General features: G+C 59.5%; 19 protein-coding genes and 1 pseudogene. 5 read left to right on the forward strand and 15 right to left on the reverse strand.

The features are described 5' to 3' along the window. Positions 1–177 precede the first annotated feature (177 nt). Both ACXPVS_RS09380 and ACXPVS_RS09385 read left to right on the forward strand, forming a co-directional pair. Positions 178–852 carry a heavy metal response regulator transcription factor gene (locus tag ACXPVS_RS09380; protein WP_458509671.1) on the forward strand — a complete coding sequence of 225 codons (675 nt, stop codon included), beginning with the start codon at positions 178–180 and terminating at the stop codon, positions 850–852. Beyond that, a complete protein-coding gene (locus tag ACXPVS_RS09385) occupies positions 849–2,258 on the forward strand; it encodes a heavy metal sensor histidine kinase (RefSeq protein ID WP_458509672.1) in 1,410 nt (469 codons plus the stop codon). The genes ACXPVS_RS09380 and ACXPVS_RS09385 overlap by 4 nt, the downstream gene beginning before the upstream one ends. A 125-nt stretch (positions 2,259–2,383) precedes the next feature. On the opposite strand, the gene ACXPVS_RS09390 is transcribed toward ACXPVS_RS09385, so the two are convergent. Genes ACXPVS_RS09390 through ACXPVS_RS09415 form a run of 6 tightly spaced genes read right to left on the reverse strand, consistent with a single transcriptional unit; the run spans position 2,384 to position 8,320 of the window. Beyond that, on the reverse strand, positions 2,384–4,126 hold the full coding sequence (locus tag ACXPVS_RS09390) for an ABC transporter substrate-binding protein (RefSeq protein WP_458509673.1): 1,743 nt from the start codon (positions 4,124–4,126) through the stop codon (positions 2,384–2,386). 47 nt (positions 4,127–4,173) lie between these two features. Continuing rightward, positions 4,174–4,446, reverse strand: coding sequence for a DUF2160 domain-containing protein (locus ACXPVS_RS09395; protein WP_458509674.1), 273 nt, complete (start codon positions 4,444–4,446; stop codon positions 4,174–4,176). A gap of 10 nt (positions 4,447–4,456) precedes the next feature. Then, the gene (locus tag ACXPVS_RS09400; protein ID WP_266017097.1) at positions 4,457–5,257 is read right to left on the reverse strand and encodes a carbohydrate ABC transporter permease; all 801 of its coding nucleotides are present in this window, start codon (positions 5,255–5,257) and stop codon (positions 4,457–4,459) included. Between the two features lie 8 nt (positions 5,258–5,265). Continuing rightward, a complete protein-coding gene (locus tag ACXPVS_RS09405) occupies positions 5,266–6,132 on the reverse strand; it encodes a carbohydrate ABC transporter permease (protein WP_458509675.1) in 867 nt (288 codons plus the stop codon). Between the two features lie 2 nt (positions 6,133–6,134). Beyond that, positions 6,135–7,226, reverse strand: a complete 1,092-nt coding sequence (locus ACXPVS_RS09410) for an ABC transporter ATP-binding protein (protein WP_458509676.1) — start codon at positions 7,224–7,226, stop codon at positions 6,135–6,137. Beyond that, on the reverse strand, positions 7,226–8,320 hold the full coding sequence (locus ACXPVS_RS09415; protein WP_458509677.1) for an ABC transporter ATP-binding protein: 1,095 nt from the start codon (positions 8,318–8,320) through the stop codon (positions 7,226–7,228). Before ACXPVS_RS09415 ends, ACXPVS_RS09410 begins: the two co-directional genes overlap by 1 nt. Positions 8,321–8,592: 272 nt before the next feature. Here ACXPVS_RS09415 and ACXPVS_RS09420 point away from each other — a divergent pair, with 272 nt between their 5' ends. Then, the gene (locus ACXPVS_RS09420) at positions 8,593–10,428 is read left to right on the forward strand and encodes a sigma-54-dependent Fis family transcriptional regulator (protein ID WP_458509678.1); all 1,836 of its coding nucleotides are present in this window, start codon (positions 8,593–8,595) and stop codon (positions 10,426–10,428) included. A 47-nt stretch (positions 10,429–10,475) separates the two neighbouring features. Here ACXPVS_RS09420 and cysS read toward each other — a convergent pair whose 3' ends face one another. Together cysS and ACXPVS_RS09430 are read right to left on the reverse strand one after the other, a co-directional pair. Further along, the gene (cysS, locus tag ACXPVS_RS09425; RefSeq protein WP_458509679.1) at positions 10,476–11,858 is read right to left on the reverse strand and encodes a cysteine--tRNA ligase; all 1,383 of its coding nucleotides are present in this window, start codon (positions 11,856–11,858) and stop codon (positions 10,476–10,478) included. Positions 11,859–11,876: 18 nt separating this feature from the next. Continuing rightward, complete coding sequence (locus ACXPVS_RS09430) at positions 11,877–13,574, reverse strand: glutamine--tRNA ligase/YqeY domain fusion protein (protein WP_458509680.1); 1,698 nt, start codon at positions 13,572–13,574, stop codon at positions 11,877–11,879. Between the two features lie 250 nt (positions 13,575–13,824). Between ACXPVS_RS09430 and ACXPVS_RS09435 the strand changes: the two genes are divergently transcribed. Then, on the forward strand, positions 13,825–14,328 hold the full coding sequence (locus tag ACXPVS_RS09435) for a peptidylprolyl isomerase (protein ID WP_458509681.1): 504 nt from the start codon (positions 13,825–13,827) through the stop codon (positions 14,326–14,328). After that, positions 14,325–15,077 (forward strand): UDP-2,3-diacylglucosamine diphosphatase, encoded by a 753-nt coding sequence (gene lpxH / locus ACXPVS_RS09440; protein WP_458509682.1) that lies wholly within the window; start codon positions 14,325–14,327, stop codon positions 15,075–15,077. The genes ACXPVS_RS09435 and lpxH overlap by 4 nt, the downstream gene beginning before the upstream one ends. Before the next feature lie 62 nt (positions 15,078–15,139). On the opposite strand, the gene ACXPVS_RS09445 is transcribed toward lpxH, so the two are convergent. The 7 genes and pseudogenes from ACXPVS_RS09445 to ACXPVS_RS09475 all read right to left on the reverse strand — a co-directional run bounded on the left by ACXPVS_RS09445 (position 15,140) and on the right by ACXPVS_RS09475 (position 25,597). Next, the gene (locus ACXPVS_RS09445; RefSeq protein ID WP_458509683.1) at positions 15,140–16,669 is read right to left on the reverse strand and encodes a DHA2 family efflux MFS transporter permease subunit; all 1,530 of its coding nucleotides are present in this window, start codon (positions 16,667–16,669) and stop codon (positions 15,140–15,142) included. Positions 16,670–16,734: 65 nt separating this feature from the next. Further along, entirely contained in the window at positions 16,735–17,937 is a 1,203-nt protein-coding gene (locus tag ACXPVS_RS09450) for an HlyD family secretion protein (RefSeq protein WP_458509684.1), read from the reverse strand. A gap of 15 nt (positions 17,938–17,952) precedes the next feature. Further along, positions 17,953–19,422, reverse strand: a complete 1,470-nt coding sequence (locus tag ACXPVS_RS09455; protein WP_458509685.1) for an efflux transporter outer membrane subunit — start codon at positions 19,420–19,422, stop codon at positions 17,953–17,955. Continuing rightward, entirely contained in the window at positions 19,419–19,892 is a 474-nt protein-coding gene (locus ACXPVS_RS09460; protein ID WP_458509686.1) for a MarR family winged helix-turn-helix transcriptional regulator, read from the reverse strand. The genes ACXPVS_RS09455 and ACXPVS_RS09460 overlap by 4 nt, the downstream gene beginning before the upstream one ends. Positions 19,893–20,074: 182 nt before the next feature. After that, positions 20,075–20,254, reverse strand: a 180-nt coding sequence (locus ACXPVS_RS09465; RefSeq protein WP_458509687.1) for a translocation/assembly module TamB domain-containing protein, incomplete at its 5' end; no start/stop codon positions are given. Position 20,255: 1 nt separating this feature from the next. Beyond that, positions 20,256–23,873: pseudogene (locus ACXPVS_RS09470) on the reverse strand (translocation/assembly module TamB domain-containing protein); the annotation flags it as partial. Beyond that, positions 23,870–25,597, reverse strand: coding sequence for an autotransporter assembly complex protein TamA (locus ACXPVS_RS09475; RefSeq protein WP_458509688.1), 1,728 nt, complete (start codon positions 25,595–25,597; stop codon positions 23,870–23,872). The pseudogene ACXPVS_RS09470 and the gene ACXPVS_RS09475, both read right to left, overlap by 4 nt. Between the last annotated feature and the right edge of the window lie 14 nt (positions 25,598–25,611).

Below are 25,611 nucleotides of genomic sequence, written 5' to 3' on the forward strand. Positions count from 1 at the left end.
GAGTTACCGGTTGACCCTGTAGTCACTACAGCCTTTACCTTGCCCGCCTGCAAACGGAGAAAACACTGTAGGAAAATAGTTGTTCGTTATTCAAACCCGTCCGGAAGCCCTTACAAAAACAATAACTTTCCCGACCACCTTAATTAAATATCCATTCAATGAACGTGGTGATTGATCATGCGAATCCTTGTCGTCGAGGACGAGCTTAAAGCTGCCGAATACTTACATCAGGGACTGACGGAAAGTGGTTATATCGTTGATCACGCCGCCAATGGCGCCGATGGATTGCATCTGGCACAACAACAGGTTTATGACTTGATCATTCTGGATGTGAATCTGCCGGCACTGGACGGCTGGGGCGTACTGGAACAACTGCGGCGCACTCACTCCACGCGGGTGATGATGCTCACCGCACGCGGTCGCCTGGCTGACAAGATTCGTGGCCTCGATCTGGGCGCCGACGATTATCTGCTCAAGCCGTTCGAGTTTCCGGAATTGCTGGCACGGGTACGCACGTTGATGCGCCGCAGCGAGAACATCCCGGCGCCGCAGGTACTGAAAGTCGCCGACCTGGAACTCGACCCTTGCCGTCATCGTGCATTTCGTGGCGAACAGCGCATCGACCTGACCACCAAGGAGTTCGCCCTGCTGCATTTGTTGATGCGCCAGTCCGGCGAAGTGCTGACCCGTACCCAAATCATCTCGCTGGTGTGGGACATGAACTTCGACTGCGACACCAACGTGGTCGAAGTGTCGATCAGGCGTTTACGGGCGAAGATCGATGACCCGTTCGACAACAAATTGATCCACACCCTGCGCGGTGTCGGCTACGTGCTGGAGTCGCGGGAATGAAGCCGGCCAGCCTGTCGATGCGGCTGGGGCTGACGGTCAGTATTCTCGGCGCGCTGCTGGTGGTGTTCCTGGCGATCCTGGCGTATTTCGCCCTGACCCATGAGCTGAACGCGTTATCCAGGGACAGTCTGGAAAAGAAAATGGAGCAGGTTGAACACAGCCTGTCGCTGTACACCGACACCCGCGAAATCAGCACGAAACCGCACATCCTGCTTGATCAAGTCATGGGGCATGACAACCTCACGCTAACGATTTACGACCACGCCAACCTGCGCGCACCACTGCTTAAATCCGGCAGCGGCATGGCCGATCCACGACTTGAATTGAAGGCGGTGCGGGCAGTCAGCGATGAGTTGGCCTACACCACCAGCACTGACGCCAAAGGGGCGAAATTCCTCACGGCGTCCAGGCTGATCAGCCTCAAGGACGGCACCCGCGTTCCGGTGCTGCTGTCGATCGACAACGCCCACGATGAGGCTCTGCTCAGCGCCTATCTGCGCTCGACCCTGATTGCCTTACCGTTGCTGCTGATCTTTATCGGACTGAGTGCCTGGGGGGCGGTCCAGCGCGGCCTGGCACCGATGCGCGAATTTCGCAAAGTGGCAGCGATGGTCTCGACCCAGGATCTGGTTCATCGGCTGTCGGTGGTGAACATGCCCCAGGAGCTGAGCGAACTGGCGCAGGGCATCAACTTCATGCTGCACCGCCTCGACGCCGGCGTGCAGCAGCTATCGCAGTTCTCTGATGATTTGGCGCATGAGTTGCGTACGCCGATCAACAATTTGATGGGCAAGGCACAGGTGACGTTGTCCCGCGAACGCAGCGTGGATGAGTACAAGGATGTGCTGGTTTGCTGCACTGAAGAGCTGGAGCGCGTGGCGCGCATTGTCTCGGACATGCTGTTTCTGGCACAGGTCACTCACCCGTCGGCGCTCGCGCCGTTCGAGTCGATTGCCCTGGAAGAAGAAGCCTGGAAAGTCGCCGAGATGTTTTCCCTGTCGGCGCAGGACAAGCAGATCCATCTGAACGTGGTCGGCAGCGCGCGGGTGATGGGTGACCGGCTGATGATTCAACGGGCGATCTCGAATTTGCTGTCCAACGCGCTGCGCCACTGCCCGGTCGGGCAAACCGTGACGCTGCTGATTGAGCGCGGCGCGACCCAGGTTTCATTGTTGGTCAGCAACCCTGGCGCAGGGATTGAGGCGCAGCATCTACCGCACCTGTTTGATCGGTTCTACCGGGTCGACAGCAGCCGCTCGCGTTCACAAGGCAGCACCGGGCTGGGGTTGGCGATTGTGCGATCGATCATGAGCCTGCATCAGGGAGTGGCCGAGGTGAAGAGCTTGCCGGGGGCGATGACAGTGTTCAGGTTGGGATTTCCTGCGGTTGAGGGAGTGGCGCACTGAGGTGTCAGGCTCCAGACCTCCATTGTCCAGGCAGGACCCTTCGCAGGTTTGCTCGCAATTGCAATGGATCAGGCGCCAAAAAAAACGGCACCTCACGGTGCCATTCGCCTTTTGCGGTTTAGCCTTTACTTACGCGCATCCGCCCAGGATTTCAGCAGTTCGTTGTAGTTCACGGTCTCGCCCTTCGGTTTCTCGTTGGCCAGTTTCGGTTTTGGCGCGCCCGGTTGATCGAACCAATATTGCGCGTCGCGTTCCGGGTTCATTTTCGGCGCACAGGTGGCCTGGGCCTTGGAGCGTTCCAGGCGGCTCATGATTGCGTCCTGGTCCTTGGCCAGGCCGTCAAGCGCCTGTTGCGGGGTTTTCTCGCCGCTGGCCGCTTCGGCGATGTGGCTCCACCACAGTTGCGCCAAACGCGGATAGTCCGGCACGTTGGTCCCGGTCGGCGTCCATTGCACGCGGGCCGGGCTGCGGTAGAACTCGACCAGGCCACCGAGTTTCGGCGCCAGATCCGTCATCGCTTGCGAGTTGATGTCCGATTCGCGAATCGGGGTCAGGCCGACGATAGTTTTCTTCAGCGACACGGTTTTCGACGTCACGAATTGCGCATAGAGCCAGGCCGCCAGTTTCTGCTTCTCAGGCGTGGACTTCATGAACGTCCAGGAACCCACGTCCTGATACCCCAGTTTCATGCCCTCTTCCCAGTACGGCCCGCGCGGCGATGGCGCCATGCGCCATTTCGGCGTGCCATCGGCATTCACCACTGGCAGACCTGGCTTGGTCATGTCGGCCGTGAATGCGGTGTACCAGAAAATCTGCTGGGCGATGTTGCCCTGGGACGGTACCGGACCGGACTCGGAGAAGGTCATGCCTGCCGCTTCCGGTGGCGCGTACTTCTTCAGCCACTCGACGTATTTGGTGGTGGCAAACACCGCTGCCGGGCCGTTGGTATCGCCGCCGCGCGTCACGCTGGAACCGACCGGATGGCAGTCTTCGACACGAATGCCCCACTCGTCCACTGGCAAACCGTTAGGCAAGCCTTTGTCGCCGCCACCGGCCATGGAGAACCAGGCATCGGTGAAGCGCCAGCCCAGGGACGGATCTTTCTTGCCATAATCCATGTGCCCGAAGACCCGCTTGCCGTCGATTTCCTTGACGTCTTCGCTGAAGAACTTGGCGATGTCTTCATAGGCCGACCAGTTCACTGGCACGCCCAACTCGTAGCCATACTTTTCCTTGAATTTGGCTTTTAAGTCCGCACGCTCAAACCAGTCCGCACGGAACCAGTAGAGGTTGGCGAACTGTTGATCGGGCAATTGGTAGATCTTGCCGTCGGGAGCTGTCGTGAAGGAAATGCCGATGAAGTCTTTGATGTCCAGGGTCGGCGAAGTGAAATCCTTGCCTTCGTTCGCCATCAAGTCAGTGATCGATTCAGTCTTGCCGTATCGAAAGTGCGTGCCGATCAAGTCCGAGTCGTTGACCCAGCCGTCATAGATGCTCTTGTCCGATTGCATCACCGTCTGCAGTTTTTCCACCACGTCGCCTTCTTGCAGCAAGTCGTGGGTCACTTTGATCCCGGTGATTTCGGTAAAGGCCTTGGCCAGCACCTTGGACTCATATTCGTGGGTGGTCAGGGTTTCCGAGACGACCTTGATGTCCATGCCGCGAAACGGCTGGGCGGCCTTGATGAACCACTTCAATTCCTCAAGCTGCTGATCGGCCGTCAGGGTGGACGGTTTGAATTCGCTGCCGATCCATTTTTTCGCCGCGTCTTCGTAGGCATCCGCCCAGGCAGTTGCGCTCAAACCGCTGAGTGCCAGCAGGGCTGCCAATGAAATGCTATGTCGCAGCTTATTGTTTTTGTCGAACATAGAGACCTCCTTTTAGGGTTTCGGAGCAACTTTGCCGAGCGATTCGACTAGCCCCAACGCATCACAGCCAACAGCCACACCAGGGACAACGCGAACGCCACCCAGATGCTCCAGTCGGTGACGCCGATTACCAGCAAATGCAGGTAGGCGCTGCCGAGAAGACCGATAAACAACCGATCGCCACGGGTGGTGGCAATCGGCAACAAACCACGCCGAAGAATGCTCGGCGAACACAGTTCCCAAGTCGTCATACCCGCCAGAATCAGGCCAATGACAACAAAGAACGTCGCTGTGGGGGTGGTCCAACTCATCCATTCCATCATCAGCTCCTCAGACCCGGCCCAGGGCAAAGCCCTTGGCCACGTGGTTGCGAACAAACCAGATCACCAGCATGCCTGGCAGGATGGTTAATACCCCGGCCGCCGCCAGCACGCCCCAGTCGATGCCCGACGCCGAGACCGTGCGCGTCATGACCGCCGCAATCGGTTTGGCATTGACCGAGGTCAGCGTTCGCGCCAGCAGCAGTTCGACCCAGGAAAACATGAAGCAGAAAAACGCCGTCACACCGATTCCTGAACCAATCAGCGGAATGAAAATCTTCACGAAGAACTTGGGAAAACTGTAGCCGTCGATGTAGGCGGTTTCGTCGATCTCCTTGGGCACGCCAGACATGAAACCTTCGAGGATCCACACCGCCAACGGCACGTTAAACAGGCAGTGAGCCAGTGCCACGGCGATGTGGGTGTCGAACAATCCAATCGAGGAATACAGCTGGAAGAACGGCAGCAAAAACACCGCCGGCGGTGCCATGCGATTGGTCAGGAGCCAGAAAAACAGGTGCTTGTCACCGAGGAACCGATAGCGCGAGAACGCATACGCGGCCGGCAATGCCACACTCAGCGAAATCACCGTGTTCAGGCTCACGTAGTACAGCGAGTTGAGGTAACCGGTGTACCAGGCCGGATCGGTGAAGATCACCTTGTAGTTGGCGAAGGTGAAATCCTGCGGAAACAACGTCAGGCCGCTGAGGATTTCAGTGTTGCTCTTGAAGGACATGTTCAGCAGCCAGTAGATCGGCACCAGCAGGAACAGGATGTAGATCAGCAACGGAATCAGCTTTCTCTTGCTCATGGCGGGCCTCAGCGGTTGGCGTCAGAGTGAGTCATGGCCGTATAGAACAGCCAGGACACCAACAGGATGATCAGGAAGTACACCAGCGAGAAAGCCGCCGCCGGGCCGAGGTCGAACTGACCGATCGCCATTTGCGTCAGGGTCTGACTGAGGAACGTCGTGGCATTGCCCGGCCCACCGCCCGTGAGCACGAACGGTTCGGTATAGATCATGAAGCTATCCATGAACCGCAACATCACCGCGATCAACAGCACGCTCTTGAGCTTGGGCAACTGAATGTGTCGCAAAACCGCCCAGGACGATGCCCGATCAATCCGTGCCGCCTGGTAATACACATCCGGAATCGCCCGCAGCCCCGAGAAACACAACAGCGCCACCAACGAGGTCCAATGCCAGACGTCCATCACCAGCACCGTGACCCAGGCGTCCATGGTGTTGGCCGCATAGTTGTAGCTGATGCCCATGGCATTGAGGCTCGACCCCAGCAACCCGATGTCGGCCCTGCCGAAGATCTGCCAGATGGTGCCGACCACGTTCCACGGAATCAGCAACGGAATCGCCAGAATGATCAGCACCAGCGACGACCAGCGGCCCTTGGTCGGCATAGTCAGGGCGATGGCGATGCCCAGCGGGATTTCGATCAGCAGCACACAGCCGGAGTAAATGAACTGGCGCAGCAATGAGTCATGCAGGCGCGGATCGAGCAGCACTTGCCTGTACCAGTCGGCGCCGACAAAGTAGCGGCTGGACTGGTCGAAAATGTCCTGCACCGAGTAGTTGACCACGGTCATCATCGGGATTACCGCACTGAACGCCACCAGCAAAAACACCGGCAACACCAGCCACCAGGCCTTGTTGTTCTGCACCTTGTTCATGGCTACGTCTCCAAGAGATATTCGTCGGCATACACCATCAACCATTGAGCCGGGAAGCTGATGTAGGCGGTTCCCTCAGGCACTGGCTTGTCTTCGGCCAGGCGCACTTTCAAAGGGGCGCCATCGAGGTTCAGGCTGATGATCTTGTAGGTGCCAAGGTCTTCGACGTGTACGACCTGTGCCTGCATCGCCTCATCAAACGGCTCATCCCACACGTGAACGAACTCCGGACGGATGCCGACTTTCAGGGTTTTCCACTCGGACTCGGCGACGCGTTTCTGCTGAGCATCGCAAAGCGGTAAATGGGTCGAGGCGAAACCGACACCGCCAGGCTGCGGCTGTACCTCGATCAGATTCATCCCCGGACTGCCGATGAAATAGCCGACAAAGGTGTGGCTCGGCCGCTCGAACAGTTCTCTCGGCGAACCGAATTGCACAATCTGTCCGCCGTACATCACCGCAATTTTGTCGGCGAAGGTCGAGGCTTCGAGCTGATCGTGGGTGACATAGACCATCGTGATGTTGAACTGCTCGTGGATCTGCTTGAGCTTGCGCCGCAGCTTCCACTTCAGGTGCGGATCGATCACCGTCAGCGGCTCATCGAACAGGATCGCCGACACGTCATCACGCACCAGCCCACGGCCCATGGAGACTTTCTGCTTTTCATCGGCGCTGAGGTTGCGCGCCTTCTTGCTCAACAGCGTCTGGAGGTCGAGGACTTCGGCGATTTCCTGCACCTTGCTGTGAACTTTCGCCTCGGCCATCCCCTGATTACGCAGCGGGAAGGCCAGGTTATCGAACACCGTCATGGTGTCGTAGACCACCGGAAACTGGAAAACCTGAGCGATGTTGCGCTTCTCCGGGGTCAGCTCGTTGACCACTTTGCTGTCGAATAGCACCTGCCCCTGAGACGGGCTCAGCAACCCGGAAATGATGTTGAGCAACGTCGACTTGCCGCAGCCCGAAGGCCCGAGCAAGGCATAGGCACCGCCCTGCTCCCAGACGTGATCCATTTCGCGAATCGCATAATCCTCGGGGCCCGTCGGCGTGCGGCTGTAACTGTGAGCAAGGTGCTGCAAGCGGATCTCGGCCATCAGGCAACCCTCGCGATACGGCGGCCGGGCGCCTGGACCAGCCGCCCCTGCGTATCAAAGACAAACAGTTTATGGGTCGGGATATAGATGCGAATCGGTGCATCTACGTCGTATTCGTGAACGCCGGGCAAGTGCAGCACCAACAGGAAATGTTCGTTGCGCACGTGCAGGAACGTTTCCGACCCGCTGATCTCGGCCACCTCAACGGTCACCGCCAGTTCCAGGTCATCGTCGTTGCTCGGCACCAGCGAAATATGGCTGGGCCGAACGCCAAAGCGGAATTCGCCCTCGCCCACCGGCCGCAGGTCGACGTTCAGCGGGAAGTGCACGAAATTGGCGAAGCTGACTTCGTTGCCGGCGATACGCCCCGGCATCAGGTTGATCGGCGGCTCGGAGAACAGCTCCGCCGCCAGCACGGTTTGCGGCTGGTGATAAACCTCGGGAGACTTGCCACTCTGAATCACCCGGCCTTCGTGAAGAATGGTGGTGGTGCCGCCCAGCGCCAGGGCTTCGTTGGGTTCGGTGGTGGCGTAGAGGGCGATGGTGTGGCGAGCTTTGAACAGTTCGCGCATCTCCTGACGCAATTCTTCGCGCAGTTTGTAATCGAGGTTCACCAACGGCTCATCGAACAGGATCAGTTCGGCATCCTTGACCAGCGCCCGGGCCATCGCCGTGCGCTGTTGCTGACCGCCGGAGAGTTCAAGCGGATGGCGCTGGAGGAATTTCTCGATGCGCAACATCTTCGCGGTTTCCAGCACCTTGCTCTGGATCAGCTCATTGGAAACGCCGCCCTGGCGCAATGGCGAAGCGATGTTCTCGAACACCGTCATGGTCGGGTAGTTGATGAATTGCTGATAGACCATCGACACGTTGCGCAAGCGCACAGGGCGCTGGGTGACGTCGACGCCGTTCATCAGGATGCGGCCGCTGTCGGGCTTGTCCAGACCGGCCATCAGGCGCATGAGACTGGTTTTGCCGGACAGCGTGCGCCCGAGCAAAACGTTGAAGGATCCGGCTTCGAAACTAAGGCACGCATCGTCAATCCAGGTCTGGCCTTCGACGGTGCGGGTGACGTGCTCCAGGGTTAATGACATGGCTCGGCCTTTTTTATTTTTGGAGTCAAGCGACCGGAGCTACAGAGCGACTTTCGTGCCAGAAACTGCAAGCCGTTGATCCGGCTTGAGAATCCTTGAAGAGGAAGAAAAACCGCGTTCGTTGCTGAACAGAAATGAACAACCTCGACTGAACAATTGAACAACCCGGCGGTTGACAATGAACAATAGTGAACAACACTCTACTGATGCTTTGGGCTCGCAACGACGGGCGCATAACAAAAACAACAAAGCATTTTCAGAGACTGCCGACCATGGCCGCACCCGCCTTGCCGCTCTCCCACGACGCCATCATCCAGGACTCCTGGTCCCGTTGCCGCGCGTTCGGCCTCAATCATCAGAGCGCGCCGGCGTTCGATCAGTTGCCGGCCGAGGGCATTGCGCAATTGCTGGAGAGCCAGCACTCACTGGTGCAAACCACTCACCAGGAAGTCCTGCCGTACTACGAGAACATCCTCAGCAACTCCAATTGCCTGATCATGCTCGCCGACAATCAGGGCCAGGTGCTGACGTCCTGGGGTACCCAGCGTTTTATCGAGCCGAACCTGACCCGCGGTTTCAGCGCCGGTGCCAGCTGGATAGAACGCTGCAGCGGCACCAATGCGATCGGCACCGCCCTGGCCTGTGAACAGGCCGTGCACATCGAGCACGACGAACATTTCCTCAAGGCCAACCGTTTCATGACCGGTTCCGCCGCACCGATTTTCGATGCCGAACGCAAGATGATCGCGGTGCTGGATGTGTCCAGCGACAGCTACCTGCCGCCGTCCCACACGCTCGGCATGGTCAAGATGATGAGTCAGACCGTGGAAAACCGGCTGATCCTCAACCTGTTCCATGGACAGCATTTCCAGCTGACCTTCAACACCGGCTTGAACAATCTCGACAGCCAATGGGCCGGGTTGCTGATCTTCAATGAAACCGGTCAGGTGCTGTCGGCCAATCGGCGGGCCGACAACCTGCTGGGCATCAGTCTGACGCGGGTCAGTGTCGAAAGCCTGTTCAAGGTCTCGCTGCTGGCGTTGTTGAACCAGCCGGACGGCCTGCCCTTCGCCTTGCAAACCTCAGGACGCAACCGCTTCCAGTGCCTGTTGAAGCGACCGAAACAGACAGGGGTTCAGGCGCGGCTGTTTGCAGAACCCACGGTTGCGACACCGGCAGCGATCAGCCTCAACTCCCTGCATTTCGGTGACAACCGCGTGGAAAAAGCCGTGCGCCAGGCCGAGCGGTTGCTAGAAAAAGACATTCCATTGTTGATCCACGGCGAAACCGGGGTCGGCAAGGAAGTCTTTGTCAAAGCCCTGCATCAGGCCAGCTCTCGGAGTAAAAACCCTTTCATTGCCGTCAACTGTGCAGCCATCCCCGCCGAACTGGTGGAGTCTGAGCTGTTTGGCTACGAGAAAGGCGCGTTCACTGGCGCCAACCAGAAAGGCAGCATCGGGCTGATCCGCAAGGCCGACCAAGGCACCCTGTTCCTTGATGAAATCGGCGATATGCCGTTGCCGACTCAGGCCCGGCTGCTGCGAGTGTTACAGGAGCGTTGCGTGCAACCGGTAGGCAGCAGCGAATTGTTCCCGGTGGATATCCGGATTATTTCGGCAACCAACCGCTCGTTGCGCGAGCAGGTTCAGCTCGGCCGCTTCCGCGAGGACTTGTATTACCGGATTGGTGGCTTGACCCTCGAACTGCCGCCCTTAAGAGAACGCAGTGATAAAGAGGCCTTGTTCAAACGCCTGTGGGAACAGCACCGCGAGCCGAGCCAATGGGCCGGTTTGAGCAGAGAGGTATTGGCGTTGTTCGGGCGCCACCCGTGGCCGGGGAATTTGCGCCAGGTCAGCAGCGTGATGCAGGTGGCGCTGGCCATGGCCGAGGAACAACCGGTGCGGCCGGAGCATTTGCCGGATGACTTCTTTGTTGATTTGGAGATGGAGCCGGTGGATTTACCGGAGCCATTAGCGGTGGATTTGAATGATGCCGACGACTTGAATCGGCAGTTACAGGCGGCGGGAGGCAATATCTCGCACCTGGCCCGACGACTGGGGGTTAGCCGTAATACCCTGTACAAGCGGTTGCGCCAGTCAGGCCACTGATCGTTCCCACGCGGTGGGAACGATCAGTGGCACAAGCAACGAAGCAATCAGTCAGCCAGGCGCCAGGTCGTGCCACCCTTCCCGTCTTCCAGCACCACGCCCATCGCGGTCAGTTGGTCGCGGATACGGTCGGATTCGGCCCAGTCTTTACCCGCACGAGCGGCCAGGCGCGCGGCAATCAGCGCATCAACCTCAGCCGCATCGACACGCCCTTCGGCGCCGGCCTGTAAGAAGTCATCCGCCTCAAGCTGCAACACGCCCAGCACGCTAGCCAATTCCTTCAAGCGTGCCGCCAGACCCGCCGCCGCGTTGAGATCGCTCTCGCGCAGACGGTTGATTTCGCGAACCATCTCGAACAGCACCGCGCAGGCTTCCGGCGTGCCGAAGTCGTCGTTCATCACCTGAGTGAAACGCTCGACAAAGGCTTCGCCGCCAGCCGGCGCCAAGCTCGGCAGGCCTTTCAACGCATGGTAGAAACGCTCGAGTGCGCCTTTGGCGTCCTTGAGGTTGTCTTCCGAATAGTTGATCGCACTGCGGTAGTGGCTCGACACCAACAAATAACGCACGACTTCCGGGTGGTACTTTTCCAGCACGTCGCGAATGGTGAAGAAGTTGTTCAAGGACTTGGACATCTTCTCGCCATTGATACGAATCATGCCGCAATGCATCCACGCGTTGGCGTAGGTCTTGCCGGTGGCCGCTTCGCTCTGGGCGATTTCGTTTTCGTGGTGCGGGAACTCGAGGTCGCTGCCGCCGCCATGAATGTCGAAGGTCTCGCCGAGGCAGCAGGTGGACATCACCGAGCACTCGATGTGCCAGCCCGGACGACCGGCGCCCCAAGGCGAAGGCCAGCTAGGCTCGCCCGGCTTGATGCCCTTCCACAGCACGAAGTCCAGCGGGTCCTGTTTCGACTCGTCGACTTCGATCCGCGCGCCGATGCGCAGGTCTTCGATTTTCTTGCGCGACAGCTTGCCGTAGCCCATGAACTTGGCGACGCGGTAATACACGTCGCCATTGCCCGGGGCGTAGGCATAACCCTTGTCGATCAAGGTCTGGATCATGCTCAGCATGCCCGGAATATGATCGGTGGCCCGTGGTTCCATGTCGGGCTTGAGGATATTGAGGCGTGCCTCGTCCTCATGCATCGCAGTGATCATGCGCTCGGTCAGCACGTCAAACGGCTCGCCGTTCTCCTTGGCCCGATTGATGATCTTGTCTTCGATATCGGTAATGTTGCGTACGTAGGTCAGGTTGTAGCCGCTGAAACGCAACCAGCGGGTCACCAGGTCAAACGCGACCATGCTGCGGCCGTGGCCAATGTGGCAGTAGTCGTACACGGTCATCCCGCAGACGTACATGCGCACATTGTTGCCATCCAGCGGCTTGAAGACTTCTTTGCTCTTGGTGAGCGTGTTGTAAATCGTTAGCACTTTATTTGTTTCCTTGAATCACTGGCCCCACGAATCACGCAAGGTCACGGTACGGTTGAATACCGGCTGACCTGGTTTCGAGTCCTTGATATCCGCGCAGAAGTAACCTTCGCGCTCGAACTGGAAACGGTCTTCCGGCTGTGCATTGCCCAGCGAGGGTTCAGCACGACAACCGGTGAGCACTTGCAGCGAGTCAGGGTTGATGTTGTCCAGGAAACTGGCGCTGTCTTCGGCCTTCTCAGGGTTGGCCGAACGGAACAGGCGATCGTACAAACGCACTTCACACTCGACGCTGGCCGCTGCCGGCACCCAGTGAACCACGCCTTTGACCTTGCGGCCTTCAGGGTTTTTGCCCAATGTTTCCGGATCATAGGAGCAACGCAGTTCGACGATGTTGCCATCGGCATCCTTGATCGCTTCGTCGGCGCGAATCACGTAGCTGCCGCGCAGACGCACTTCGCCAGCAGGTTCCAGGCGCTTGTAGCCTTTTGGCGGCTCTTCCATGAAGTCTTCACGGTCGATGTAGATCTCACGGGCGAATGGCAGAACGCGTACACCCATGTCTTCTTTCGGGTGGCACGGCAGTTCGAGGTGCTCGACCTGGCCTTCCGGGTAGTTGGTGATCACGACTTTCAGCGGACGCAGCACGCACATGGCACGCGGGGCGCTGTGGTCGAGGTCGTCACGGATGCTGAATTCGAGCATGCCGAAGTCCACTACGCCATCGGAACGGTTGGTGCCGACCATTTCGCAGAAGTTGCGGATCGATTTCGGCGTGTAACCACGGCGGCGGAAGCCGGACAGCGTGGACATGCGCGGGTCGTCCCAGCCAAAAACGTGCTTTTCATCGACCAGTTGCTTGAGCTTGCGCTTGCTGGTGATGGTGTAGTTCAGGTTCAGACGGCTGAATTCGTACTGACGCGGTTGCGCCGGCACGGGCAGGTTCTCGAGGAACCACTCGTACAGCGGACGGTGGCTTTCGAATTCCAGGGTGCAGATCGAGTGGGTGATGCCTTCGATGGCGTCCGACTGACCGTGGGTGAAGTCGTAGTTCGGGTAGATGCACCACTTGTCACCGGTCTGGTGGTGGTGAGCGTGACGGATGCGATACATGATCGGGTCGCGCAGGTTCATGTTCGGCGAGGCCATGTCGATTTTGGCCCGCAACACGCGTGCGCCATCCTTGAATTCACCGGCCTTCATGCGGGCGAACCAGTCCAGGTTTTCTTCCACGGAACGATCGCGGAACGGACTGTTCTTGCCCGGTTCGGTCAGGCTGCCACGGTATTCCTTGGCCTGTTCAGGGCTCAAGTCATCGACATAGGCCTTGCCAGCCTTGATCAGTTCAACCGCCCAGTCGTGCAACTGGTCGAAATACTGCGAGGCGTAGCGCACTTCACCGGACCATTCGAAGCCCAGCCATTTGACGTCGCTTTCGATCGCGTCGATGTATTCCTGGTCTTCCTTGGCCGGGTTGGTGTCGTCGAAACGCAGGTGCGTGACGCCGCCAAATTCCTGGGCCAGGCCGAAGTTCACACAAATCGACTTGGCATGACCGATGTGCAGGTAGCCGTTGGGCTCAGGCGGGAAACGGGTGACGATCTGCGTGCGCTTACCCGAGTCCAGGTCCGCCTGGATGATCGGGCGCAGGAAATTGACCGGCACGGCTGGGCCGGTCTTGGCATTCGAGGTAGGGTCGACAGTGGGCTTGCTCATAGGATCCTTGAACGTACAAGTGCGTGGCCGGAACGAAAGGCCTGACAAAACAAAGCCGCTATCATAGCCGATGCTGTCAAGTCGCTGACAGAGCAGGCCTGCAAACGGCTGTATTTAATCGGCTGCAAATGAAAAACAGCCTCGAAATTGGCGGCTGTCGCGCTAAACTGCGTACCTTGGCTGTTAGAGGCCAGACCGGTTGCGGGCCCAAGCGCCCCGAAACCCACGAATTCATAGAAAGAGTACGATCATGACCCAAGTCAAACTGACCACCAACCATGGCGACATCGTCCTGGAACTGAACGCTGAAAAGGCACCGCTGACCGTTGCCAACTTCATCGAGTACGTCACCGCCGGTCACTACGAAAACACTGTTTTCCACCGCGTCATCGGTAACTTCATGATCCAGGGCGGCGGTTTCGAGCCAGGCATGAAAGAAAAGAAAGACAAGCGCCCGAGCATCCAGAACGAAGCCGACAACGGCTTGCCGAACGAGAAGTACACCGTGGCCATGGCGCGCACCATGGAGCCGCATTCGGCGTCCGCCCAGTTCTTCATCAACGTGGCTGACAACAGCTTCCTGAACCACAGCGCCAAGACCACTCAGGGCTGGGGCTATGCGGTATTCGCTAAAGTCGTTGCAGGCACCGACGTGGTCGACAAGATCAAAGGTGTTTCCACCACCATGAAGTCCGGCCACCAGGACGTTCCAGCAGAAGACGTGATCATCGAGAAAGCCGAGATCATTGGGTGATACTGCTGATTTCAGACTTGCATCTGGAAGAGGAGCGCCCGGACATCAGCCGGGCGTTTCTGGATTTGCTCGCCGGACGCGCCCGCTCGGCGAGTGCGCTGTACATCCTGGGCGACTTTTTCGAGGCGTGGATTGGCGACGATGCCATGACGCCGTTCCAGCGTTCCATCTGCCAGGCCCTGCGCAATCTTAGCGACAGCGGCACGGCCATTTTTCTGATGCACGGCAATCGCGACTTCATGCTCGGCCAGGCCTTCTGCGAACAGGCCGGCTGTACATTGCTGAAAGACCCGAGTGTCGTGCCCTTCTACGGCGAGCCGGTGCTATTGATGCACGGCGACAGCCTCTGCACCCGCGACGAGGCTTATATGAAGCTGCGTCGCTATCTGCGTAATCCGATCACCCTGTTCATCCTGCGGCACTTGCCTTTGCGGACTCGCCATAAACTGGCGCGCAAGCTGCGCAGTGAAAGCCGTGCGCAGACGCGGATGAAGGCCAATGACATTGTTGATGTCACGCCGCAAGAAGTGCCGCGGATCATGCAGGCCTATGGCGTGAAGACCTTGATCCATGGGCATACCCATCGCCCGGCCATCCACAAGTTGCAGATTGGCGAACAGGCGGCCAAGCGCATTGTGTTGGGTGATTGGGATCGTCAGGGGTGGGCGTTGCAGGTGGATGAGAATGGGTTTGCGTTGGCACCGTTCGACTTCACCCCGCCGCCGCAACTGGCGGCACCCACAAACTAACTGCCAAGCCCGAAACCCTTGTGGGAGCGAGCCTGCTCGCTCCCACGGGGACTGCGGTTGACTCAATGGCCGGAGGCCGCAGGCCCTGCCTTCGCCGAGAACGGCGGTTTCGCCAGCCACACCAGCACAATCAAGCCCATGAATGCCCACCCCAGCAACGTGAAGTAATCCACGGTGGAGAGCATGTACGCCTGACTGGTCAGCACATGATCCAGTTGCGCATACGCCGGACTGCTCGCCCCGCCCAGGCTGTTCAGCGCCTCGCGGGTAGCTGGCTCATAGGTGCTGATGCTTTCGCTCATATAGGCGTGGTGCTGATCGGCCCGGCGAATCCAGATCCACGTCGTCAACGACGCCGCAAAGCTACCGCCCAATGTGCGCAGGAACGTCGCCAGGCCCGCGCCATCGGCGATCTGGTTCGGCGGCAGGTCCGACATCAAAATGCTCAAGGTCGGCATGAAGAACAGCGCCACGCCAATGCCCATGAACAGCTGTACCAGGGCGATGTGCTGGAAGTCCACTTCATTGGTAAACCCGGCACGCATGAAGCAGCTCAGGCCTATCGCCAGGAACGCCAGACCGGCCAATAGCCGCAGGTCGACTTTGTGTGCGTATTTGCCGACAAACGGCGACATCAACACCGGCAGAATGCCGATGGGCGCCACCGCCAGCCCCGCCCAGGTGGCGGTATAGCCCATCTGGGTTTGTAGCCATTGCGGCAGAATCAGGTTGATCCCGAAGAACCCGGCGTAACCCAACACCAACACGATGGTGCCGATTCGAAAGTTGCGGTAAGCGAACAGCCGCAAATTGACCACCGGATGCTTATCGGTCATTTCCCAGATCACGAACACCGCCAGCGCAATCACCGAAATGGCTGCACCAATGAGGATGAAGTTCGACTCAAACCAATCCAGGTCGTTGCCCTTGTCGAGGATCACCTGCAAGGCGCCGACGCCAATGATCAGGCTGATCAAACCGACGTAATCCATCGGCTGGTAACTGGTTTCCACCGGCCGCGCCTTGAGTTGCTGGCGCACCACCATCACCGCGAAAACACCAATCGGTACGTTGATAAAGAAAATCCACGGCCAGCTATAGCTGTCGGTAATCCAGCCACCAAGGATGGGACCGGCAATCGGCGCCACCACCGTGACCATCGCCAGTAACGCCAGGGCCATGCCGCGCCTGGCAGGCGGATAGACGGCAATCAGCAGCGTTTGAGTCATCGGGTAGAGGGGACCGGCCACCAGACCTTGAAGCACCCGAAAGCCAATCAGCTCCGGCATCGAGGTCGAGATACCGCAAAGAAATGAGGCCAATACGAACAGAATCGTCGCCCACAGAAACAGCTTCACCTCGCCGAAGCGCCGGCTGAGCCAACCGGTCAGCGGCAGCGCGATAGCGTTGCTCACCGCGAACGACGTGATCACCCACGTGCCCTGCTCCGAACTCACGCCGAGGTTGCCGGAAATGGTCGGCAGCGCCACGTTGGCGATGGTGGTGTCGAGCACTTGCATGAAGGTCGCCAGCGACAGGCCGATAGTGCTAAGCAACAGGCTGGGCGGCGTAAAAGAGGCGTTATTGCTCATCGCGAATCCTTTGGAACTCGGCGGGCGCGGCGCCTTTTCACGGGCGCCGCTGAGGGATTGGCGAATCAGCGTTGAACGGTTTTGCTGACCGCGGCGCTGTTGTCGTGGATCAACTGAGTGATCATCGCGTCGGCCTCAACCAACTGACGGTCATAGACATTGGTGCTGAACGAGGCCTTTTGCGGCGGCTGTTGCGCCAGCACCGGGCCGCTCTGGTCACGCAGGCTCACATCGACCTGAGTCGACAGTCCGACCCGCAACGGGTGCTTGGCCAGTTCTTCGGCATTGATGTGAATCCGCACGGGCACACGCTGGACGATCTTGATCCAGTTACCCGTGGCGTTCTGCGCGGGCAGCAAGGCAAACGCGCTGCCGGTGCCGGCGCCGAGGCTGTCGATGGTGCCGCTGTATTTCACGTCGCTGCCGTAGAGGTCGGCTTCGATCTCCACTGGCTGACCGATGCGCATGTCACGCAGCTGGGTTTCCTTGAAGTTGGCGTCGATCCACAGCTGATCCAACGGAATGACCGCCATCAATGCGGTGCCCGGCTGGACGCGTTGGCCCAGTTGCACGGAACGCTTGGCGACATAACCGGTGACCGGCGCGATCAACGTGCTGCGTGAGTTATTCAGGTAAGCCTGACGCAGTTGCGCGGCAGCGGACATCACGTCCGGGTGCGACGAAACCACGGTGTCGTCCACAAGCGCACTGGCGGTTTTCAATTGCTGTTTGGCGTTGGCCAGGGCGTTTTTCGCCGAGGTCAGGTCGTCGCGAGCATGGGACAGTTCTTCCTGGGAAATCGCGCCGCCAGCGGCAAGGTTTTTCCGGCGATTGAAGTTGTCCTGAGCCTTTTGCACTTCAGCTTGTTGAGCGTTGACCTGGGCTTTCATGCCGTCGACGTTGCTGTACAAGCCACGAACCTGACGCACGGTGCGGGCCAGGTTGGCCTGGGCACTTTGCAGACCGACTTGGGCGTCGTTCGGGTCGAAGTTGATCAGCACCTGGCCTTCGTGAACCAGGTCGCCATCGTCGGCACCAATGCTGACCACGGTACCGGTGACCAACGGAGTGATTTCCACCACGTTGCCGCTCACATAGGCATCGTCGGTGCTTTCGTTCCAGCGACCGTAGAGCTGGTGATAACCCCAGACGCCGACACCGGCGAGGAGCACCACGATCGCCAGCAGCACCAGCATGACTTTGCGTTTGCGCGGATTGCTGGTGTCTTGAGCGTTGTCAGAGGATTGGGTTTTATCGGCAGTGGCCATGACAAGTACCTTGAATTAGTTGTGCTGCGTGGCTGGGGTTGCGTTGGCTGCGGTCAGGGTTTCGCCCTGGAAGCCGCCGCCCAGCGCCTGCATCAGTTGGATCGACAGGTCGATCTGCTCGGCATTCAGATTGGCCAACTGACGCTGGGCCTGGAGCAATTGCTGCTCGATGCTGAGCACGTCCAGGTAATTGCCGATGCCGGAGCCGTACCGCTGGACCACGGTGTTGTACGAATCCTGGGCAATGTCGGTGGCGTGCTGCTGGGCGCCGATCTGCCGGCCGATATCGCGCAACTGGTTGAGGGTGTCGCTGACATCCCCCAGGGCTTTCACCAGGCTTTTGTTGTACTGCGCCACCGCGAGGTCGTAATCGGCGTCGCGGGAATCAAGGTCGGCGCGCAGGCGACCGCCGTCGAAAATCGGCACTGAGATCGTCGGCGCAATGTTGAAGAAACGACTGGCCGAACCGAACATCGCATCACCCAGCAACGACTCGGCACCGGCCGCCGCGCTCAGGTTGAGGTTGGGGTAGAAGCGGGTTTTGCCGGCGTCGATGTTCTTGCTCGCGGCCTCGACCCGCCAACGGCCGGCCACCAGGTCTGGACGACGACCCAACAACTCGGCCGGCAGCACCGATGGCAACGCGACGGCGCTGGCCTGAAGGATTTTCGGCCGGGCGATTTGATTGCCGCGATCAGGGCCTTTACCGAGCAAGACGGCTAACGCGATTTTCGCGCTTTGCAGGCGTTTTTCGGCGTCGATCAGGCTGGCTTCGGAGGTGGCTTCCAGGCTTTCGGTCTGCTGAAACTGGTACTGGCTGTCGATCCCCGAACTCAGGCGACGCTGGCTCAGGTCGAGCATTTGCTTGGTGCGCTTGAGGTCTTCACTGGCCAGGTCGTAGACGATGTGTGCATGACCCAGATCGCTGTAGGCGCGAGCGACGTCGGCGGACAAGGTTAACTGAGCGGCTTGTTGGTCGACTTCAGCAGCACGGGCTTGGCCCAGTGCGGCTTCCCAGGCATCACGCTGACCGCCCCAGAGGTCAAAGTTGTAATTGAAACTGGCGCTGATGTTGCGCACGGTGGAGTACGTGCCGCCCTGCCCGCTCGGGTCCTGATCCCGGGCCAGACGCGAGCGGCTGACGCCAGCGCTGGCATCGAGGGTCGGCAGGCGAGCGGCATCCGCTGCATAAGCGGCGGCACTGGCCTGGTGAGCACGGGCGTCGGCGATTTGCATGTCGGGGCTGTCGCGCAGGGCTTCGCGGATCAAGCCGTCGAGTTGTGGGTCGCCGAGGCTTTTCCACCAGTCGCTTTTCGGCCAGGCCGCGGGCGACAGGGTCACGCCGCTGAGGGATTGCCCGGCCTTGAGGTTCTGCGCATCGAGGCTGACGCCCTCGGTGGTCAGGCCGCTGTAGCTGGCGCAACCGGCCAGGGTCATGGCCGCCAGCACTAGGCTCAGGCCAGTACGCAGGGTTTTACTGCTCATTTGTCACCTACCCGCAGCAGGGTGATCGAGTCACCGGCCGCCACCAAAATTTTCTTCAGGATCTGTTCGAGGGTTTTCAGCTCTTCAGGGGTGAGCGCGCCGGCCAGTTCATTCATGGCGTCGGCGCCGATCTCCGGCAGGCGGTCAGTCAACTGCTGGCCTTGCTCGGTCAGCACCAACTGAACCTGACGGCGATCCGCTTCGCAGCGTTGGCGGGCGAGGAAGCCTTTGTGTTCCAGACGATCGAGCATGCGGGTCATCGAACCGCTGTCCAGCGACAGATGACGGCACAGCTCGGCCGGCGTATCGACGCCGAACTGGGCCATGATGATCAGCACTTTGAACTGCGCGGCGGTGATGCCGTGGGGTTCCATATGCGTGTCGATGATCCGGTCCTTGAGCAACGCTGCGCGCCCGAGCAGGAGGCCGAGATGGCAAGTGTGGAATGCATCTGGGGTGAAATGTTTCATCTGTCCACCGATTAGCTGCCTAGGCAGAGAATGTATGTCGAGATGTTACTGCTTAGGCAGCGAATGTCAACGCAATAGTTAGCTCGCTTGCTATTTAGTTGACCATGGGCTTGCCAGTGGTCGCGCCCACAAGGCTCAAGGTGATCCTTGTGGGCGCGACTCGGCTTGGGAGGGGCGCGAGTTTAGAAATCCCGCTTGTAGAAGATGTCCAGCGAACTGGCCACGCCGCCCGCCGCTTCGAGGTAGACCTTTTTGCTCAGCTTGTAACGCAAGGCAATGGTGCTGGCCGGCTCGAACACGCCAACGCCATAACGCAGGCTGAGCTTCTCGGAGATATTTCCGCTGGCCACTACGCTGGTTGCNGAGGTAGACCTTTTTGCTCAGCTTGTAACGCAAGGCAATGGTGCTGGCCGGCTCGAACACGCCAACGCCATAACGCAGGCTGAGCTTCTCGGAGATATTTCCGCTGGCCACTACGCTGGTTGCGGTGCCGCTGCCTTGGGTGTCGAGCTGGAAGTCCTGAATCCCCAGGTTCTTGGCCAACCCGCTGGTCACCCCCGAGCTGCCCATCAACCCCAACCCCAGCGCGGCTTGGGCGAGCAGATTGTTGTCCTCACCGCTGGTGCTCAGCGGACGCCCCAGCACCAGATAGGACAACGCCTGCTCCTGACTCATGGCCGGCTCGGAGAAGATCTGTGTGGTCGGCTGCTCGGCGCTGCCGCTCAGGCGAATGCCGGCGATCACGTCGTCGGTCTGGCGAATCGCTTCGATGTCCAGATACGGCTGATCGATCGGGCCGGCAAACAACAAACGCGCCCGACGCACCGTCAATCGCTGACCGTAGGCGCGATAACGTCCATCGTTGAGCCAGAGCTCACCGCGAGCGTCCATGTTGTCACCGATGTGCACATGACCTTGCAGGTTGGCGGTCAGGCCAAACCCGGCAAAGCTGAGTTTGTCCTGACCGACCACCACATCGATGTCCATCCCCATGGCCATCGGGGGTTTGCCCTGTTCGGTCTGCTGGCCGACGATCACCGTGTCATCAGACACCTTGACCGTCGACGCCGGCAACTCGCGCACGGTGATCTCGCCTTTTGGCACCAGCACCTTGCCGGCGATCGTCAGTTTGTCGTCCTTCATCGAAATCTTCAGGTCCGGCGCCATTTCCAGCGTGGCGTAGGGCTCGACGGTGACGGGCAACTGCGTGCCTTTGAGCGCCAGTTCCACCACCAGCGCCTGACCCCAGGCGATGTTGCCGCTCAAGGTGCCCTGCCCGGTCTTGCCACTTTTCCAGCCGCCGTTCAATTGCACGCTTTCGCCGGCAATCATGGCCTGAAGTTGCAGCGCTTGAAGGTCCATCGGCAGTTCAGGGCCGGAAATCTCGCCGTCGCTGAGCAACAGATTGCCGTTAACCTGCGGCGCCAGCAGCGTACCTGCGAGCGTGCCGCTGCCATTCAAACGCCCGGTCAGTTTCTTGACCATCGGCACGAATGGCCGCGCCACCGACAGATCCAGACCACTCAGGCGGTACGAGCCGGTCAGTGGTTTGCTCTTCGGCAACGGATTGATCTGCGCCTGGAGAACAAGCTCACCGAGCTTGCCGCCGACGAAATTGAGGTCAGTGTCGATGCGCTTGGGCGTGAGCTTGCTGTTCAGTTTCAGGGTCTGGTAGGGGAAGTCCAGCCACCGGTCCTTCTCCCTGATGCGCAACGTGCCGCCGCTGGCATCGACACTGATCTGACCGTTCGGGCCGCTGGCCGGCAGGTCCAGTCGCAGGTCGGCGTTGAGCCGGCCCTTCCAGGCGAAATCCTTGGGCAACCACTGCGCCAGGCTGTCGATCGGGAATTGCTTGAGGTGATAACGCAGGCTCGGCTCAGGCATCAGGCGCTGATCCTCACCGCACAGGCTGGCCGGGCCGGACGTCCAGCAGTGGGCGCCAAAATTGATCTTGCCGTCCGCCAGCCGTTCAAGCTTTGCCGGACCTTGCAGCCTCCAGTCTTGACCGCCGGCCTGGATATCACCGCTGGCCAGGCGCCCACGCCAATTGCCTTTGTCCAGATTGCCGTCGAGGCCGAGCGCGAGTTTCAGCTTCGGCCCTTGCAGGTCGAGGATGAGTTTCTGGTGTTTGATATCGCCCTGGCCGCTGGCGGTCAGCGTCCCCAGTGACGTCTCTGCGGCCTGGATGCCGCTCCCTTTGAGGTCGATTTTGGCCCGTTGCGCGCTGTCGAGGATGGCGTCCAGATTAAGGCTTTGCAGGCGATTGTCTTCGAACGCCAGTTGTTTACCTTGCAGCCTGAGCTTGCCTTGCGGCGCCTCGAGCGTCCCGGCGACATCGACGCGACCATTGACCTGACCGCGCAGTTGCGGCCACAGCTGAGCCAGACGCGGCAACTTGATATCGATCTGACCGGCGAGCGTCTGTTGCAGACTGCCCTTGCCGTTGATGCTGTTGTCGCCGAGGCGAATTTGCAACGCGCTGAGATTCCATTGCTCGCCACCACCATCGGCTTTGGCCTGGATCACTGCCGGTTGGCCGCGCAGTTTGCCTTTCAAGTCCAGATCAGCGGTCAGGCTGAGTTTTTCATTCTTCATCTCGCCCTTGCTGCGCAACGGTCCGGCCAGGATCCCCGGCAACTCCGCCACCCAGTACGCCGGGTTGATCGCCGACAGGTCCAGCGCCGTGTCCCAGGCAATGCCGTCGGCGAATTGCAGGTTCAGGTGCCCTTCGGCCTTGCCCTGCCCGGCTTCGAGTTGAATTTGTTGCAGGTAGATTTTCGTCAGGTCGCCGCTGAACGGGCTGGTCAGGCTGAACGCCCCGGCCGGGCCGTCGAGTGCGGCGTTGAAGTGACCCATGTACTGGCCGTCGGTGTAGGAGACTTCGCCGTTGAAGCTGCGCAATGCCACTTCGGGCTCGTCGATCAGTGGGTAGAGGCGATGCCACGGGAAATCCAGCCAGTTGATTTTTGCATCGGCGCTCAGGCCTTTGCTCCAGTCGAGGTTGCCGATGAGTTTTAGGCTTTGCTTGTCGTTGGCCGTGAGGTCCAGCCCGGCGATCTGAGCGCCGTTGGCGTCGACCTTGCCTTGCAGCAACAACGCGACCGGGCCAAGTTCTGCGGGCAACGTGGCTTTGCCGAGCAACTGGTAACCGTTCTTCAGGTCGCCGTCGCCGGTGAGTTCCAGTTGGTTGAGTTGCAGAGTGTCCGGCAGATCGGCGCTAGGCTTGAAGCCGTCAGCGGTGATCCGTACCTTGGCCGGCAGGTTGTCTACCAGCGGTTGCAGTTCGCCGGTCAATTGTCCGTTGAGGTAACCGCTGCTGTCGGCTTTCAGGTTCAGGGTTTTCAGCAGATCGCCGTCGACCTCCAGGGCCAGCGTCCAAGGCCCGGTGCCGGGGGCTGGCAGGGTCAGTTTGCCTTGTGCCTTGAGCGGCCAGTTACCACTGGGTTGCAGCAGCCCTGAAAGATTCAGGCTCAGGTCATCCCTTTGCAAATGAACGGAATCGATCTGCAAGCCGCTGGCCGTCCAGTGCGCCGCCAGTTGCAAACCCTTGAGTTCTTCGCTGCCGTTGAACAGCAGGCTGGCGACCTGGACATCGCCCAGCTCGATGGCCAAGGGCAATTTCAAATCCGGGAGACTGATCGGTCCGCTGCTTTCTTCGTCCGTTGCGGGCGGAAGTTGCAGGCTGACCTGATCGGCTTTCAATTGCTCGATGCACAGAGTCATGCGCGTCAGACACCGCGGTGACCAGGCGAACATCACCTTGTTCAGCTCAACCCGACTGCTGTCCTGCTGCCACAGCACATGGTCGGCACTCCACTGCCCCCCCAAACGCCCCTGAAAGTTCTCGACGGTCAAACCCGGGACAAAGCCGAGCGCCCAACGACTGCCCGTCGCCGTACCCAGCACGGTGGCCACGGTCAAAACGACCAGCATCAGCAGCGCCAGAATCGCCAGTAGCGTTATTTTAAAACCACGATTCACAGCTCAGGCCCCATGGAAAAGTGCAGTCGAATGCCGCCGTCGTCGTCCATCGCATGGGCCAGGTCGAGGCGTATCGGCCCTACCGGAGAAACCCAGCGCACACCGATGCCGACGCCAGTCTTGAGGGCCGGCAGTTCAAGGGTATTGAAGGAGTTGCCTTGGTCGATGAAGGTCGCGACCCGCCATTTTTCGGCGATGGAGTACTGATACTCAACACTGCCGGCGATCATGTAGCGGCCACCAATGCGGTCGCCCTCGGAGTTTTCCGGGGACAGGCTCTGGTAGTCGTAACCGCGCACGCTCTGATCGCCACCGGCGAAGAAGCGCAACGACGGCGGTACCGATTTGTAACCGTTGGTGGCGCTGCCGCCGACCTGCACCCGCCCAAGAAAGCGGTGTTTATCGAAGACCGTGGTCAATCCTTTCACCAGCGCGGTGCCGTAAAGCAGATTGGTGTCGGACCCCAAACCTTCCTTGGCCACTTTGCTCTCGAATGCCAGGCGATAACCGTTGTGCGGGTCGATGCGGTTATCACTTTTAAGAAAGGAATAGCTGACGCCAGGCATCAGCAACGTGCTGAGCCCCGAGTCGTCGCCGAGCCTGTATTCCTCGTGCTGCCATTTGAGCGACACCACCCGCTGCCAACCGCTGGGCAGCTTACTGTGCCACTCGGGGCCGATGGTCAGCAGTTTGCTGAGGGAGTCCTTGTCGGCGATTTCTTCATTTTGATAGCCACCGGAGAACCGCAGCTTGTCGGTCAGCGGCGGGTCCAGGGGAATGTCGTAGAACACACCGACGTTTTGCCGGGGCGCCGAGATTTCGGTCTCCCAGCCATAGCTGTGCCCCTGAGGGTTGACCCAGTGCCGGGTCCAGTTGGCCTTGACCCGAGGGCCGACGTCGGTGGAATAACCCAGTCCCAGACCCAAGGTCCGTGGTTTGCGCGTTTCGAGTTTGACCTCCACCGGGATCACGTCGTTCTTGGACGCCGTCGGCGCCGCATCCACCCGCACGCTTTCGAAATAGCCGCTCGATTGCATGGCTTGATTGAGCTCGGCGATCAGTTCGGAGTCATAAGGTGCACCCGCTTTGAATGGCACCATGCGCCGCAACAGGTCTTCGTCGAACGGCGAATCACCCTCAAAACTGACCTTGCCCAGTGAATAACGTGGGCCGCTGTTGTAGATCAATTCGATGTCTGCGACGCCGGCTCGCGGATCGACCAATAGTTTCTGGCTGGCGAAGTAACCACTGAAAAAACCATAGCGCGAGGCCTGGTTCTGAATAAGGCGCTTGGCGTCTTCGTAATGACCATGGTTGAGCACTGCGCCGGTTTTCAGCGCATTGCTTTTAGGTACACGGAAGGCTTTGAGGGCGTCGGCCGGGCCGTCGATGCGAATTGTGACGTTGCGCAAATGCACCGGCTCGCCAGGATCGATATTCAGCACCAGACGCGGTGTTTTGCCGCCCTTCACATCCGTGTCTATTTGCGGCTGGTAATAACCCAAGGCCTGGGAGGCCTTGCGTGCCTGTTCTTCGGCGCCACGACTGAAGCGCAGCAAGGCTTCTTCGTCTCGATCGCCGAGGCTGCCGATATAGCCCTCTATATTGGCTTTCAGTTCATCGTTGGACGGTTTGATCCGCACATCCAATTCACTTTGCGCCAGCGCCGCGCAGCTGGTAATCAGCATCAGCACGCCACTGGTAATTCTTCCTGGAAACTTCATAGGCGCGGATGCTA

The sequence above is a fragment of the Pseudomonas sp. Ma2-10 genome (assembly GCF_054330215.1).

What these genes read in the sequence shown, in the direction of transcription:
- ACXPVS_RS09460 (WP_458509686.1), bottom strand. Translation starts at nt 19,892, where the DNA reads ATGAAACATTTCACCCCAGATGCATTCCACACTTGCCATCTCGGCCTC.
- ACXPVS_RS09415 (WP_458509677.1), bottom strand. Translation starts at nt 8,320, where the DNA reads ATGTCATTAACCCTGGAGCACGTCACCCGCACCGTCGAAGGCCAGACC.
- ACXPVS_RS09420 (WP_458509678.1), top strand. Translation starts at nt 8,593, where the DNA reads ATGGCCGCACCCGCCTTGCCGCTCTCCCACGACGCCATCATCCAGGAC.
- ACXPVS_RS09475 (WP_458509688.1), bottom strand. Translation starts at nt 25,597, where the DNA reads ATGAAGTTTCCAGGAAGAATTACCAGTGGCGTGCTGATGCTGATTACC.
- ACXPVS_RS09400 (WP_266017097.1), bottom strand. Translation starts at nt 5,257, where the DNA reads ATGAGCAAGAGAAAGCTGATTCCGTTGCTGATCTACATCCTGTTCCTG.
- ACXPVS_RS09390 (WP_458509673.1), bottom strand. Translation starts at nt 4,126, where the DNA reads ATGTTCGACAAAAACAATAAGCTGCGACATAGCATTTCATTGGCAGCC.
- ACXPVS_RS09455 (WP_458509685.1), bottom strand. Translation starts at nt 19,422, where the DNA reads ATGAGCAGTAAAACCCTGCGTACTGGCCTGAGCCTAGTGCTGGCGGCC.
- ACXPVS_RS09445 (WP_458509683.1), bottom strand. Translation starts at nt 16,669, where the DNA reads ATGAGCAATAACGCCTCTTTTACGCCGCCCAGCCTGTTGCTTAGCACT.
- ACXPVS_RS09395 (WP_458509674.1), bottom strand. Translation starts at nt 4,446, where the DNA reads ATGGAATGGATGAGTTGGACCACCCCCACAGCGACGTTCTTTGTTGTC.
- ACXPVS_RS09430 (WP_458509680.1), bottom strand. Translation starts at nt 13,574, where the DNA reads ATGAGCAAGCCCACTGTCGACCCTACCTCGAATGCCAAGACCGGCCCA.
- ACXPVS_RS09405 (WP_458509675.1), bottom strand. Translation starts at nt 6,132, where the DNA reads ATGAACAAGGTGCAGAACAACAAGGCCTGGTGGCTGGTGTTGCCGGTG.
- ACXPVS_RS09380 (WP_458509671.1), top strand. Translation starts at nt 178, where the DNA reads ATGCGAATCCTTGTCGTCGAGGACGAGCTTAAAGCTGCCGAATACTTA.
- ACXPVS_RS09435 (WP_458509681.1), top strand. Translation starts at nt 13,825, where the DNA reads ATGACCCAAGTCAAACTGACCACCAACCATGGCGACATCGTCCTGGAA.
- ACXPVS_RS09410 (WP_458509676.1), bottom strand. Translation starts at nt 7,226, where the DNA reads ATGGCCGAGATCCGCTTGCAGCACCTTGCTCACAGTTACAGCCGCACG.
- ACXPVS_RS09385 (WP_458509672.1), top strand. Translation starts at nt 849, where the DNA reads ATGAAGCCGGCCAGCCTGTCGATGCGGCTGGGGCTGACGGTCAGTATT.
- ACXPVS_RS09450 (WP_458509684.1), bottom strand. Translation starts at nt 17,937, where the DNA reads ATGGCCACTGCCGATAAAACCCAATCCTCTGACAACGCTCAAGACACC.